This window comes from Pseudomonas sp. 3A(2025) (assembly GCF_054589175.1).
This window is the reverse complement of record NZ_BAAILM010000095.1, coordinates 392461-405382: the sequence shown is the minus strand read 5'-3', so window position 1 is coordinate 405382 and position 12922 is coordinate 392461. Positions and strand designations below refer to the sequence as shown.

The 12922-nt window shown below is 60.4% G+C and carries 16 protein-coding genes; 1 reads left to right on the top strand and 15 read right to left on the bottom strand.

Annotated features, from left to right (window positions below; translation table 11 throughout):
- Positions 1-6 precede the first annotated feature (6 nt).
- The 12 genes from ACYP2A_RS25470 to ACYP2A_RS25415 all read right to left on the bottom strand — a co-directional run bounded on the left by ACYP2A_RS25470 (position 7) and on the right by ACYP2A_RS25415 (position 9325).
- Positions 7-363 carry a PilZ domain-containing protein gene (locus tag ACYP2A_RS25470; RefSeq protein WP_056836836.1) on the bottom strand — a complete coding sequence of 119 codons (357 nt, stop codon included), beginning with the start codon at positions 361-363 and terminating at the stop codon, positions 7-9.
- 31 nt (positions 364-394) lie between these two features.
- Positions 395-1381: a DNA polymerase III subunit delta' gene (locus tag ACYP2A_RS25465; protein ID WP_459748693.1), complete on the bottom strand. Its 987-nt coding sequence runs from the start codon at positions 1379-1381 to the stop codon at positions 395-397.
- Complete coding sequence (gene tmk / locus ACYP2A_RS25460) at positions 1374-2006, bottom strand: dTMP kinase (RefSeq protein ID WP_459748692.1); 633 nt, start codon at positions 2004-2006, stop codon at positions 1374-1376. The genes ACYP2A_RS25465 and tmk overlap by 8 nt, the downstream gene beginning before the upstream one ends.
- A gap of 16 nt (positions 2007-2022) precedes the next feature.
- Entirely contained in the window at positions 2023-3144 is a 1122-nt protein-coding gene (mltG, locus tag ACYP2A_RS25455; protein ID WP_459748691.1) for an endolytic transglycosylase MltG, read from the bottom strand.
- A gap of 3 nt (positions 3145-3147) precedes the next feature.
- A complete protein-coding gene (gene pabC / locus ACYP2A_RS25450) occupies positions 3148-3963 on the bottom strand; it encodes an aminodeoxychorismate lyase (RefSeq protein WP_459748690.1) in 816 nt (271 codons plus the stop codon).
- Positions 3963-5207, bottom strand: coding sequence for a beta-ketoacyl-ACP synthase II (gene fabF, locus ACYP2A_RS25445; RefSeq protein ID WP_459748689.1), 1245 nt, complete (start codon positions 5205-5207; stop codon positions 3963-3965). The genes pabC and fabF overlap by 1 nt, the downstream gene beginning before the upstream one ends.
- A 113-nt stretch (positions 5208-5320) precedes the next feature.
- Positions 5321-5557, bottom strand: a complete 237-nt coding sequence (acpP, locus tag ACYP2A_RS25440; RefSeq protein ID WP_459748688.1) for an acyl carrier protein — start codon at positions 5555-5557, stop codon at positions 5321-5323.
- Positions 5558-5754: 197 nt separating this feature from the next.
- On the bottom strand, positions 5755-6495 hold the full coding sequence (gene fabG, locus ACYP2A_RS25435) for a 3-oxoacyl-ACP reductase FabG (protein ID WP_459748687.1): 741 nt from the start codon (positions 6493-6495) through the stop codon (positions 5755-5757).
- A 16-nt stretch (positions 6496-6511) separates the two neighbouring features.
- Positions 6512-7450: an ACP S-malonyltransferase gene (fabD, locus tag ACYP2A_RS25430; protein WP_459748686.1), complete on the bottom strand. Its 939-nt coding sequence runs from the start codon at positions 7448-7450 to the stop codon at positions 6512-6514.
- Positions 7451-7571: 121 nt separating this feature from the next.
- Positions 7572-8597, bottom strand: coding sequence for a phosphate acyltransferase PlsX (gene plsX, locus ACYP2A_RS25425; RefSeq protein WP_459748685.1), 1026 nt, complete (start codon positions 8595-8597; stop codon positions 7572-7574).
- A gap of 4 nt (positions 8598-8601) precedes the next feature.
- Entirely contained in the window at positions 8602-8784 is a 183-nt protein-coding gene (gene rpmF, locus ACYP2A_RS25420) for a 50S ribosomal protein L32 (RefSeq protein ID WP_010447173.1), read from the bottom strand.
- A 13-nt stretch (positions 8785-8797) separates the two neighbouring features.
- The gene (locus ACYP2A_RS25415; protein WP_459748684.1) at positions 8798-9325 is read right to left on the bottom strand and encodes a YceD family protein; all 528 of its coding nucleotides are present in this window, start codon (positions 9323-9325) and stop codon (positions 8798-8800) included.
- Positions 9326-9432: 107 nt separating this feature from the next.
- On the opposite strand from ACYP2A_RS25415, the gene ACYP2A_RS25410 reads away from it, so the two are divergent.
- On the top strand, positions 9433-10011 hold the full coding sequence (locus tag ACYP2A_RS25410; RefSeq protein WP_459748683.1) for a Maf family protein: 579 nt from the start codon (positions 9433-9435) through the stop codon (positions 10009-10011).
- Between the two features lie 2 nt (positions 10012-10013).
- Here ACYP2A_RS25410 and ACYP2A_RS25405 read toward each other — a convergent pair whose 3' ends face one another.
- The 3 genes from ACYP2A_RS25405 to rluC are packed head-to-tail and all read right to left on the bottom strand — an operon-like array spanning position 10014 to position 12637.
- Positions 10014-11003 (bottom strand): S49 family peptidase, encoded by a 990-nt coding sequence (locus ACYP2A_RS25405; protein WP_459748682.1) that lies wholly within the window; start codon positions 11001-11003, stop codon positions 10014-10016.
- A 25-nt stretch (positions 11004-11028) separates the two neighbouring features.
- Positions 11029-11691: an HAD-IA family hydrolase gene (locus ACYP2A_RS25400; protein ID WP_459748681.1), complete on the bottom strand. Its 663-nt coding sequence runs from the start codon at positions 11689-11691 to the stop codon at positions 11029-11031.
- Positions 11681-12637, bottom strand: a complete 957-nt coding sequence (gene rluC, locus ACYP2A_RS25395) for a 23S rRNA pseudouridine(955/2504/2580) synthase RluC (RefSeq protein WP_459748680.1) — start codon at positions 12635-12637, stop codon at positions 11681-11683. Before rluC ends, ACYP2A_RS25400 begins: the two co-directional genes overlap by 11 nt.
- Positions 12638-12922 lie beyond the last annotated feature (285 nt).

The window sequence follows — 12922 nt, the reverse complement described above, 5'->3', positions numbered from 1 at the left end:
ACACAACTACATCGTATGGGTGGGACGGTCGGACTTGAGGGCGCCGGCCAGATGGGTTTCGATCAGGTTACGCGCGGTATTGTCGCCGTCGCTGAATTGCACGCCGACGCCGGCAGCGCGGTTGCCCTGCCCGCCTTTGGGCGTGATCCAGATCACGCGCCCGGCGACCGGGACCTTTTCCGGCTCGTCCATCAGGTTGAGCAACATGAACACTTCATCGCCCAGCTTGTAGTTCTTGCCGGTCGGAATGAACAAACCGCCGTTCTTGACGAACGGCATGTAGGCGGCATACAGCACAGACTTGTCCTTGATGGTCAACGACAAAATGCCGTTACGCGGACCTGGACTGATCGGCAAGCTCATTGCAGCTCCTCGAAATAACGTTCAACGCAGTCTACGCCTGTCCTGGCAGACCTGCCCACTGCACCAGCAAGGCTTCAAGCAACAGCACGCGGTTAAGGTTGGCTTTGCCCATGACTTTCTGGCGCTGCGCCAATACCCAGTCCTGAATAGCCAACACCTTGCTGCGTGCCGACTTTTGAGCAAGATACTGCACCACCTTGCGCATGTCGTGCAGGCCCAGGCCGTCTTCGTCCTGGGTCATCTGATAACGCAACATCAGGTGCGACCAGTCGCAGAACCAGTCGAACAGCAACAGCAGCGGCACGTCTTTCCAGGCTTCGGCCAACTGAGTGGGCGATTGCTGTTGCTTGAGCAGTTTCTTGACGCCGTCGACCACCAGCGCACGCTGTTCACTGACGCCCTGGGCATGCAGCTTGACCGCCAGCAGCGGCGACCCGGCCGCCAGGGTCAGCAGTTCGCCGCGCAGCGCCTCGCTGACATCCGGCAGTGCAGCGCCCAGCCAGTCAAGGCTCATGCGCTCGCCCGGCAAAGGGCACGCCTGCTGCACACAACGACTCTTGATGGTCGGCAACAAACGGCTGGGCTGGTGGCTGACCAACAGCAATACGGTATTGCCCGAGGGCTCTTCGAGGCTTTTCAGCAGGGCATTGGCCGCATTGATGTTCATTGCCTCGACCGGCTCGATGAGCACCACCTTGCGCCCGCCCATTTGCGCGGTCTGCACCACGAAGCTGACCAGGTCACGCACCTGATCGACCTTGATCGGCTTGTCGGCCTCTTCAGGCTCAAGAATGTAGTTGTCCGGGTGACTGCCCGCCGCCAGTAACAGGCAAGACTTGCACTGTCCGCAGGCATTCAGGCTCTCGGGCCGCTGGCACAGCAACAGCGCCATCAGCCGCTCGGCCAGCGCGCGCTTGCCGATGCCGGCCGGGCCGTGCAACAGATAGGCATGTGCATGCTGAGGGCGACCGGCCAACTGCTTCCATAGAGCGTCCTGCCAGGGGAAGGCCTCAGCCACGGCAGCGTTCCAGCAAGGCAGGCAGCAGGGCATCTAGCGATTGCTGGACCTGCTCCAGCGACTGCGAGGCATCGATCAACTGGTAGCGTGCCGGCTCGGCATGGGCGCGCTGCAAATAGGTGCTGCGCACCGCATCGAAAAACGCCCGGCCTTCTTGCTCGAAGCGATCCAGCCGACCACGCGCCGCCGCACGCGACAGACCGATTTCCACCGGCAAGTCGAAGACCAGCGTCAGGTCAGGACGCAGCTCGCCCTGGACGAACTGCTCCAGGATAGCAATGCGCTCGTGCGACAGCCCGCGCCCGCCGCCCTGGTAGGCGTAAGTGGCATCGGTGAAGCGATCACACAAAACCACCGCACCCTGCGCCAGCGCCGGACGAATGACCTGGGCAATGTGCTGGGCACGGGCGGCGAACACCAGCAGCAACTCGGCATCGCTGCTCATGCTTTCATCGCTGGGTGCCAGCAGGATCTCGCGAATGCGCTCGGCCAGCGGCGTGCCACCAGGCTCGCGGGTCAGCACCACGTCGATGTCATGGGCGCGCAACTGCGCCGCCAGGTATTCGCGATTGGTGCTTTTGCCGGCGCCTTCCGGGCCTTCGAGAGTGATAAACAGGCCAGTCACAGGAAATCCTTGAAGGTCATTGCGCAACCGGCTCGTCACCGGGCGCTTGCCCAGCCTCGGCAGGGTCGGCTGGCGCAGGGGTTGAGTCGGTGGCCGGCGCAGTCAACGGCGCCGGACTTGAACGGTAATCGGCGCGGCGCTTGATCTGATACTCGCGCACTGCCGCATTGTGCTCGTCCAGGTTGGCCGAAAACACATGGCTGCCATCGCCCTTGGCAACGAAATACAGGCTGCGCCCGGCCACCGGATGCAGGGCAGCATTGATCGCTTCGCGACCGGCCAGGGCAATCGGCGTCGGCGGTAAGCCGGCAATGACGTAGGTGTTGTAGGGCGTAGGCTCTTTGAGGTGGGCGCGGGTGATCTTGCCGTTGTAGCGCTCACCCATGCCGTAGATCACGGTCGGGTCGGTCTGCAGCAGCATGCCCACTTGCAGACGACGCACGAAAACCCCGGCGATCTGGCCACGCTCCTGAGGCACACCGGTTTCTTTCTCGACCAGTGACGCCATGATCAAGGCCTGGTACGGATCGACATACGGCAAGTCTGGCGCACGGTCGCGCCATTCATCGTCCAGCACATCCTCCAGACGCTTGTAGGCTTGCTTGAGCAGTTCGGCATCGCTCATGCCGCGAACATAGCGATAGGTGTCGGGGAAGAATCGACCTTCGGGCACGATGCCCGGATAGCCAAGCCGCGCCATCAGCTCGCTGTCGCTGAGGCCCTGCAGGGTTTGTTCAAGCTTTTCCTGACGTGCCAGCGCTGCACGCACCTGACGGAAATTCCAGCCTTCGACTAGCGTCACGCTGTACTGCACGACTTCTTTGCGCTTCCAGACACCGAACAGGTCCTGCACGCTCATGCCCGGTGTCATGCGGTACTCACCGCTGTGCAACGGCTGGCCGGACAGGTTGAAGCGCCAGTACAGGCGCAGCCAGAACGCGCCATCAATGACACCATCGCCTTGCAGGCGATTGAGGACACCCGATGGCGTAGAGCCATTTGGTACATCCAGTAAACGCTCCTCGGCAACCTTCAAGGGTTGATGCAAGGCCTGGTGTTGTTCCCAGAGCGCATAGCCGAGCCCCAGCACAACCAGAACCACGGCAGTTTCCAGCAACACCAATAATTTTCGGATCACGAATCAGTTACCCAGAAGCATGCACGCAATAGCCTGCAGTTTACGGGTGAGCGGCCCGACCGGCCAGTTCAACTGTGCGTACCCACGCACCGGCCAGATGCCATACACGCTATTGCACACAAAGAGTTCGTCCGACTGCTCAAGGTCGGACATCGACACATCGCGGATTTCGACAGCAATCCCCAGTGTTTGTGCCTGAGCGAGGATTTCTTCGCGCATCACGCCAGCCACGCCACAGCGGCTCAAATCCGCAGTGAGCAATACGCCGTTACGAATCAGGAACAGATTGCTGTACACCCCTTCGACCGGGCGCCCCGACATGTCGCGCATCAGCCCTTCGGCATAATCCGGGTCGCGCCATTCGGCACGGGCCAGCACCTGCTCCAGGCGATTGAGATGTTTGAGGCCAGCCAGCAGCGGCTGCTCGGCCAGGCGTGTCTGGCACTCGAACAGGCGCACACCCTGCTGGTAATGCCCGGCTGGGTAAACCGGTGCCGACGAACCCTGGAGTATGCGCCGGGGTGCTGCATCGAGTGCCGGGGCATAACCGCGCTGGCTGTCGCCACGGGTCAGAATCAGCTTCATGACCCCTTCGCCCAGTTGTGCAGCGAAGCGGGTCATTTCATCGCCGATCAGCGGCAGGTCCACGTCGATGGCCAGCCGCTGGCAGGCGTTGTCGAGGCGTTGCAGATGACGCTCGAACAACAAGGGGCGGCCCGCTTTCACGGCGATGGTCTCGAAAAGGCCATCGCCGTACGCCAGACCCCGGTTGCTCAGCGACAGTGTGTCCGCCGGGCAACCGTCGATCCAGGCCGGCATCACTCGTTGAACCGGCGGAACACCAGCGAGCCGTTGGTACCACCAAAGCCAAAGGAGTTGGACAATACGACATCGATCGGCATACGCCGGGCTTCATGGGCAACGAAGTCCAGGTCACAGCCTTCGTCAGGCTGGTCGAGGTTGATGGTCGGCGGGGCCACTTGATCGAGCAGGGCCAGCACGCTGAAAATCGCCTCGACGGCGCCTGCAGCACCCAGCAAGTGGCCGGTCATCGACTTGGTCGAACTGACTGCCAGCGTGTAGGCGTGCTCGCCGAACACGCTCTTGATCGCCTGGGCTTCAGCGAGGTCGCCGGCCGGGGTCGAGGTGCCATGGGCGTTGATGTACTGCACCTGCTCGGGATTGATCCGGGCATCGCGCAAGGCATTGGCGATACAACGGGCAGCGCCTGCGCCATTGTCGGGCGGCGAGGTCATGTGAAACGCATCGCCGCTCATGCCGAAGCCGACCAGTTCGGCCAGGATGGTGGCGCCACGCGCCTTGGCATGCTCAAGCTCTTCGAGGACCAGCGCACCGGAACCGTCGGACAGTACGAAACCGTCGCGATCCTTGTCCCAGGGACGACTGGCACGCGCAGGCTCGTCATTGCGGGTCGACAACGCACGTGCTGCGCCGAAACCGCCCATGCCCAGACCGCACGCGGCCATTTCGGCACCGCCGGCAATCATCACATCGGCTTCGCCATAGGCAATGTTGCGCGCCGCCATGCCAATGCAATGGGTACCGGTGGTACACGCCGTGGAAATGGCGTAGTTGGGCCCCTGTGCACCCAGATGGATAGACAGGAAACCGGAAATCATATTGATGATCGAGCCTGGCACAAAAAACGGAGAAATCCGTCCCGGCCCCTGCTCGTGCAGCAGACGGCTGCTGCTCTCGATGTTGGTCAGACCGCCAATGCCAGAACCCATGGCAACGCCGATGCGCTCACGATTGGCATCGGTCACTTCAAGCCCTGCGTTACGCACAGCCTGAAAACTGGCCGCCAGGCCATACTGGATAAAGAGGTCGACCCGCCGCGCCTCTTTGGGCGCCAGGTATTGAGTGACGTCAAAATCCTTCACCGAACCACCGAAGCGAGTGGTGAAAGCCGACAGGTCAGTGTGCTTGATAAGATCAATGCCACTGCGGCCTGCCAGAATGCCTTGCCAACTGCTGGGTACATCATTGCCCAGTGGCGATATCATTCCCATCCCGGTGACCACGACGCGTCTACGCGACACAGGACTCTCCTTCTCTCTCGTTGGCGAAACATCTTCATCGTTTTAAAGAAAAAACCGCACGCCGGTAAAAGCAGTGCGGTTTTCCCATGACAGCAGGCAGCGATTACGAAAAATCAGCCTTGGTGGGCGTTTACGTAGTCGATGGCAGCCTGAACGGTGGTGATCTTTTCCGCTTCTTCGTCAGGGATTTCGGTCTCGAATTCCTCTTCCAGAGCCATGACCAGCTCAACGGTATCCAGGGAGTCAGCACCCAGGTCTTCAACAAAAGACGATGCATTTTTTACTTCGTCTTCTTTGACGCCAAGTTGCTCGGCAACGATTTTCTTGACGCGCTCTTCGATGGTGCTCATACCTAGTTTTAACTCCTAGTGGAAATGTTCAGGCATCTGGCCAGAGGGTAAGTGTATAGAAGAGGTTTTGGGCTTTTCAAGCTTATCGCACCCCTACGACTCCCCGCCGACCCTGTACCCCTTGAAAGATTGCAGCTTTATAACGGATTTTAGACAGCTCGTATTACATTTTTTTGAAACGAACAGTCGCCATCAGCTCACATGTACATCCCGCCGTTCACCGGGATTGTAGCCCCGGTCACATAGCCTGCACCCTCGGACGCCAAAAATGCCACTACGTTGGCGATTTCCTGCGCTTGCCCCAGACGCCCCAGAGGAATCTGGGTCAGCAAGGCTTCACGCTGGGCATCAGGCAGCTCGCGAGTCATGTCCGTGTCGATAAAGCCTGGCGCGACCGCGTTCACGGTCACAGCACGCGAACCGAGCTCACGCGCCAAAGCACGGCTGAAACCTTCAAGGCCAGCCTTCGCGGAAGCGTAGTTTACTTGACCGGCGTTGCCCATGGCACCGACTACCGAGCCAATATTGATGATTCGGCCCCAGCGCGCCTTGGTCATGCCACGCAAAACGCCCTTGGACAGGCGGTACAGACTGGTCAGGTTGGTGTTGATGACGTCATGCCATTCGTCGTCTTTCATGCGCATCATCAGATTATCGCGTGTGATGCCGGCATTATTGACCAAGATCGCAGGAGCACCAACGCGCGCCTGAATGGTCGCCAGCACCGCTTCGACGGACTCGGCGCTGCAAACGTCCAGCGCCAGGCCAAAACCTTCGACGCCGTTTTCCTTGAGGGTCGCAGTGATGCGCTCTGCACCCGCTTCGGATGTCGCGGTACCGACAACCACGGCACCGTTGCGCCCCAGCTCCAGAGCGATGGCCTGGCCAATCCCACGGCTCGCGCCGGTCACCAGTGCAACTTTACCTTGCAGACTCATGCAGATTTCTCCTTGTTCAAGCCAGTGCCGCACGCGCGGCAGCAAAGGCATCGGGGGTATCCAGGTTGTAGGTCACTACGCCATCGGCGCAGCGCTTGTTCAGGCCGGCGAGCACTTTGCCCGGGCCACACTCGACCAATTGGGTCACACCGAGACCTGCCAGGCACTGAATGGACTCGACCCAGCGCACTGGCTTGTACAGCTGCTCAAGCAGATCGCGCTTGAGGATCGCCAGATCAGTCACGGCGGCGGCGCTGACGTTCTGCACCAGCGCAATGCCCGGCGCTTGCCACTCGATAGCTTCGACCGATTCGGCAAACCGCTCGGCTGCCGGACGCATCAACTCACAGTGCGACGGCACGCTGACCGGCAGTGGCAGCGCACGCTTGGCGCCACGCGCCTTGCACAGCTCGATGGCGCGCTTGACGGCCTCGGCACTGCCGGCAATGACGACCTGGCCTGGCGAGTTGAAATTCACCGCACTGACCACTTCGCCTTGCGCCGCTTCAGCACAGGCAGCAATCACGTCGGCATCGCTCAGACCGAGAATCGCAGCCATACCGCCCTGCCCGGCCGGCACGGCCTCCTGCATCAACTGACCGCGACGCTCGACCAGCCTGACGGCATCTTCCAGCGTCAGGCTTTGCGAGGCCACCAGGGCACTGTATTCGCCCAGACTGTGACCGGCGACATACGCAGGCACCGCGCCGCCCTCGGCCAGCCACACATGCCACAGGGCAATGGAGGCTGTGAGAATGGCCGGCTGGGTCTTGTCGGTCTGGTTGAGCAGCTCGACCGGACCTTCCTGAACCAGCTTCCACAGATCGTAGTTCAGCGCTTCGGACGCCTGCTCGAAAGTATCGAGGATCAACGGATGTTGCGCGCCTTGTTCGGCAAGCATGCCGAGCGATTGCGATCCTTGACCCGGAAAGACGAATGCGAGGGATGCAGACATGTAACAGGCCCCTGAGTGATTATCTTTGAAATGAGCCGCCGGCGTGGCCGACGGCATGATGCAAGTCTTCACGACCAAATTGACACAACTGAACGTTTGGATGATCCGCTCGCGGGCAGCGTCACATTTGCGCACGCCCCTGCAATAGCGTTTCAAGCCGCCCGCGCAGGCGTTGCGGCAGATTTTCCTGAACCTGCACCACCGCGCGCTGAATCGCGCTTTGCAGGCCTTCGACACCGGCAGCACCGTGGCTTTTGACCACGATGCCTTGCAGGCCCAGCAAACTGGCGCCGTTGTGTCGCGCAGGCGCAAGGTCGCTTTGCAGGCGCTTGAGCAACGGCAAAGCCACGACCCCCGCCAGCTTGCCAAGCACACCTTGCGTGAACAAGGTTTCAATTCTGCCAGCAATCATGGTCACCAGTCCTTCACTGGACTTGAGCAAGACATTGCCGACAAAACCGTCGCACACCACGACATCCGCCTCGCCACGGTACAGGCCGTCACCTTCGACAAAACCAATGTAGTTGAGCCCTGACGCCGCGTGCAGCAAGGTTGCCGCCTGACGCACCTGCTGGTTGCCCTTGATGTCTTCGGTACCGACATTGAGCAGCGCGACTTTTGGTCGCGGCACACCCAGCACTTCGGCGGCCACAGCACCCATGACCGCGAACTGGTACAGGTTTTCGGCACTGCAATCGACGTTTGCACCCAGGTCCAGCAACTGGCAATAGCCATTACGGGTCGGAATCGCCGCCACCATGGCTGGCCGGTCGATTCCCGGCAGGGTCTTGAGGACGAAACGCGACAGCGCCATCAATGCTCCGGTATTGCCGGCACTGACGCACGCTTGCGCCTGACCGCCAGCCACCAGCCCAAGCGCCACACGCATCGAAGAATCAGGTTTGCCACGCAAGGCCTGTGAAGGCTTCTCATCCATGGTGATGACTTCGCTGGCATGCACAACGTGCAGGCGCGTACGGTCCACACCCTGCTGGCGGGCGATCAGTTCTTCAAGAAGGGGGGCTTGGCCGACGAGGACCAGGTGCAGCGAGGGGTTTGCAGTCAGGCAGGCGAGGCTTGCCTTTACAATGCTGCGGGGACCGAAGTCCCCGCCCATTGCGTCGATCGCGATGATCGGAGCGGACAAGAAATTACTCGTCAGCGCCCTTGTCGATCACTTTGCGGCCACGGTATACGCCTTCTGGCGATACGTGGTGACGCAGGTGAACTTCACCGGTGGTTTTCTCAACCGACAGAGCGCTGGCCTCGAGGGCGTCGTGCGAACGGCGCATGTCGCGGGCAGAGCGGGATTTTTTGTTCTGCTGAACAGCCATAATTGATTAACTCCTAAACGTTTGGGTCACGCTTTAACTGCGCCAATACACTGAACGGGTTGGACCGTGTTACCTCGTCCACGCTCGGTTCGGGCTCATCGAGACCCGCCGGTTGCTGGCATTCTTCCGGTTGATGAGCCGGCACGATGGGCAAGGCAAGCAGAAGCTCTTCCTCGATCAGTGCCAGCAGATCCAAAGGATCTTCGCCCAGTTCCAGTACGTCATAACCTTTCGGCAACGACTGGGTATTCGCACCCTCCTTCACCACGATGTAGGTACATTCGCTTTGGATCGGCAGGGTGACCAGCTCAAGACAACGCTGGCAAACCATTTTGACCGGGACCTGCAACTGGGTGTGGAAAACCACCGACCGGCGCTCATCTCGCTCGAAAATGAATTTCGCTTGTACCGTGCCGACATTGTCGGCCAACGGGTCGCACAGCCTCTCCAGATCGGCCAGCTGCACATACCCTTCAAGGGAAGTACCGCGATCAGCCAATTTGCGAGGGTCAACGTGAGGTGGAATCTGGTCATTCAACATAGGCGCAGCATTCTAGGGATCACCCCTTGGCATGTCAAAGGAAATTCAGGCCTGTCACCGAGTACCGGCTCTGATTAGAATTCATCGTTCAATCCGTGGAGAACCGCATGCCATCCCTGCTTCTTGCCTCCAGCTCGCCTTACCGGCGCCAATTGCTTGCCCGTTTGCGCCTGCCGTTCACCTGCAGCTCGCCCGACATCGACGAAAGCCACAGGCCCGGCGAGAGCGCCATCGAACTGGTACAGCGCCTGGCACAAGAGAAAGCCCAGGCCCTGGCTGACAGCCATCCCGACCACCTGATCATCGGCTCCGATCAGGTCGCGGTACTGGGCGAGCAGATCCTCGGCAAGCCGCACACGTTCGAGCGCGCCCTGGCGCAACTGTCGGCCGCCAGCGGCAGGCAGGTCACGTTTCTGACCGGTCTGGCACTGCTGAACAGCCGCACCGGCCAGTGCCAGGTCGACTATGTGCCATTCAGCGTAAAACTTCGCGAGCTCGACAACGCCACACTGGAGCGCTACCTGCACGCCGAACAACCCTACGACTGCGCCGGCAGCTTCAAGGCCGAAGGCCTGGGCGTCAGCCTGTTTCAGAGCACCGAAGGTACGGACGCCACCAGTCTGATCGGCCTGCCCTTGATTCGACTGGTGGACATGCTGATAAAGGAAGGCGTCAACCTTCCCTGAAATCAGCGCAAGGTGGGTCCGGTGAAACCGGCCCACATCGCCAGACGCTCGGCAATGCTGGTGCCCAGCTTCTTGGAGAACCGGTCAAACGGCGACTCCTGAATCGTGTAGTCGACGATATCCTTGGCACCGATCACCTCACGAGCCACATAGCTGGAGCTGCCCAGCCCATCGACCAGCCCCAGCCCGACAGCCTGCTCGCCGGTCCACACCAGACCGGAGAACAGCTCGGGATGCTCCTTGTCCTTCAGACGATCACCACGCCCCTGCTTCACGCTGGCAATGAACTGGCGATGCGTGGTGGCCAGCACTTCTTGCCAGAATTGAGTTTCGTCAGCCTTCTGCGGCTGGAACGGATCGAGAAACGCCTTGTGCTCGCCCGAGGTGTAGGTACGCCGGTCGACACCGAGCTTTTCCATGACCCCGACAAAGCCGAAGCCCGCCGCCGTGACCCCGATAGAACCGACAAGGCTGGCCTTGTCGGCGTAAATCTGATCGGCCGCACTGGCAATGTAGTAAGCCCCCGAAGCGCCCAGGTCGGAAATTACCGCATAGACCTTGATGGCCGGCTTCTCGGCACGCAAACGACGAATCTCGTCGTACACATAACCCGACTGCACAGGGCTGCCGCCTGGACTGTTGATGCGCAGGATCACGCCACGAGTCTTGCTGTCTTCGAAAGCCGCTCGCAGGCTGCCGACGATGTTGTCGGCACTGGCCGACTCCTTGTCGGCGATCATGCCCTGAATTTCGACCAGCGCCGTATGATCGCCTTTACTCGACGCTTTCTTGTCGCCAAACAAAGGCACAAACAGCAGCAAGGCCGTGAACAGATAGGCAAACGTCAGAAACTTGAAAAAAATACCCCAGCGCCGGCTTCGACGCTGCTCCTGAACACTTGCCAGCAGGGTTTTCTCCAGCAACTTCCAGCTCTTGGCATCTTCCGGCGCCGCGTCTTTTTCCAGCGACGGCGCCTTCCATTGGTCAGACATAGCTCATTCACCCCACCTGCGAAAACTAATTACCACGTCCATCCAGCCAGGTACGCAGCTCGGAAAAATGCTCGATAGCCAACCGCGGCCCGTATTCGCGCAGCGAGTCCAGCGATTGCGCACCATAACCCACCGCCACCGAATCCATACCGGCATTGCGTGCCATCAACAGATCGAACGAAGCGTCACCAATCATCAGCGAGCGCTCGGGCGCAACATCACAATGCGCCATGATCTGGTGCAGCATCAACGGATCAGGCTTGCTGGCCGTCTCGTCGACAGCCCGGGTGATATCGAAATACTCAAGCCAGCCATGCGCCCCCAGCACCCGATCCAGCCCGCGCCGAGCCTTGCCGGTCGCGACCGCCAGACGGTAGCCCTGCTCACGAAACACCTGCATCGACTCCAGCACACCGTCGAACAGCGGTGAAGCCACCTGATCCATGGCCATATAGCTGTCGGCATAGCGCTGGCGAAAATCCAGCAGTGCATTGGGGGAAATATCCGGGTACAGCGTACGAATGGCCTCAGGAAGCCCCAGACCGATGATGCCCTTGATCGCCGCATCATCACGCACCGGCATGTCGCCAGTGATAGCGGCTGCGCGCATGGACTCAACGATACGGCCGATGGAGTCGGCCAGGGTGCCGTCCCAGTCGAAGATCAGCAGGTCATAGTCACGGCGCACTCAAACGCTCCACGGTCTTGGCCCACACCTCATCGACGGGAGCCTGCAATTGAAGAGAGCCACCATCGGGCAGCGGCACATTGAGCATGTAGGCATGCAAAAACAGCCGCTTGCCGCCCAGGTCGCGAATCTCGCGGGTGAAATCCTCGTCACCGTATTTGGAGTCACCGGCAATCGCGTGCCCGGCATGCAGGGTGTGCACACGAATCTGGTGAGTACGACCGGTGACCGGCCTGGCCTCGACCATGGTGGCAAAATCACCGAAACGACGCAGCACCTTGAACAGCGTCAAGGCTTCCTTACCCTCGTCGTTGACTTCGACCATGCGCTCGCCCGAACGCAAGTTGCTCTTGAGCAACGGCGCCCGCACCTGCTTGCAACTGGCCGGCCAGTTGCCGCGCACCAGCGCCATGTAGCGCTTGTCGACGCCATCGCCGCGCAAGGCCTCGTGCAGATGGCGGAGCATGCTGCGCTTCTTGGCAATCATCAGCAGGCCGGAAGTGTCGCGATCCAGACGATGGACCAGCTCCAGCTCCTTGGCATCGGGGCGTAACTGGCGAAACGCCTCGATGACGCCAAAGCTCAGGCCGCTGCCGCCATGCACGGCGATGCCGGCAGGCTTGTTGATCACGATCAGCCCTTTATCTTCATGGACAATCGACGCTTCCAGGCGCTGCAACAACGCCTGCGCCACCGGCACTGGCTCGTCGCGCTCAGGCACCCGCACCGGCGGAATGCGCACGATGTCGCCCGCCTGCAATTTGTACTCGGGCTTGGTCCGCCCCTTGTTCACCCGCACTTCGCCTTTGCGCACGATGCGGTAGATCAAGGTCTTGGGCACGCCCTTGAGGTACGTGATCAGGAAGTTATCAATACGTTGGCCGGCAAGTTCCGGGGCAACCTCGACCAGCTGGATGCCGGGGGTTGGGGGGGCAATATTCGTCATGCCGCGAATGATAACAATTTTTTATGGATTTGAAGCACTTAATGATTGCTGCTATAGTCGCGAACGCCGCCAAAAGCGGCCGGACAGCGGACAAACGGTTGACAACCGGCCCTGACCAACGCAATTCACAGGGCGGGAGGCCGCCCTGCAAGGCTTAGGTGACAACAAAGCCCCCTGGAAATGTAACGAGCGCAGGTGACATGAGGCCTGTAATACGCCGGATCGCTGAGTCAACACTCGCCTTCCCGAGCGAAGAACCCACGGCCAGTTCACAAGGTGCAGTCG

Bases quoted from the DNA above. Each gene is read 5' to 3' on its own strand.
- fabG (WP_459748687.1), bottom strand. From the start codon at position 6,495: ATGAGTCTGCAAGGTAAAGTTGCACTGGTGACCGGCGCGAGCCGTGGG.
- acpP (WP_459748688.1), bottom strand. From the start codon at position 5,557: ATGAGCACCATCGAAGAGCGCGTCAAGAAAATCGTTGCCGAGCAACTT.
- rpmF (WP_010447173.1), bottom strand. From the start codon at position 8,784: ATGGCTGTTCAGCAGAACAAAAAATCCCGCTCTGCCCGCGACATGCGC.
- fabD (WP_459748686.1), bottom strand. From the start codon at position 7,450: ATGTCTGCATCCCTCGCATTCGTCTTTCCGGGTCAAGGATCGCAATCG.
- ACYP2A_RS25415 (WP_459748684.1), bottom strand. From the start codon at position 9,325: ATGTTGAATGACCAGATTCCACCTCACGTTGACCCTCGCAAATTGGCT.
- ACYP2A_RS25470 (WP_056836836.1), bottom strand. From the start codon at position 363: ATGAGCTTGCCGATCAGTCCAGGTCCGCGTAACGGCATTTTGTCGTTG.
- pabC (WP_459748690.1), bottom strand. From the start codon at position 3,963: ATGCCGGCCTGGATCGACGGTTGCCCGGCGGACACACTGTCGCTGAGC.
- rluC (WP_459748680.1), bottom strand. From the start codon at position 12,637: ATGACGAATATTGCCCCCCCAACCCCCGGCATCCAGCTGGTCGAGGTT.
- ACYP2A_RS25410 (WP_459748683.1), top strand. From the start codon at position 9,433: ATGCCATCCCTGCTTCTTGCCTCCAGCTCGCCTTACCGGCGCCAATTG.
- ACYP2A_RS25405 (WP_459748682.1), bottom strand. From the start codon at position 11,003: ATGTCTGACCAATGGAAGGCGCCGTCGCTGGAAAAAGACGCGGCGCCG.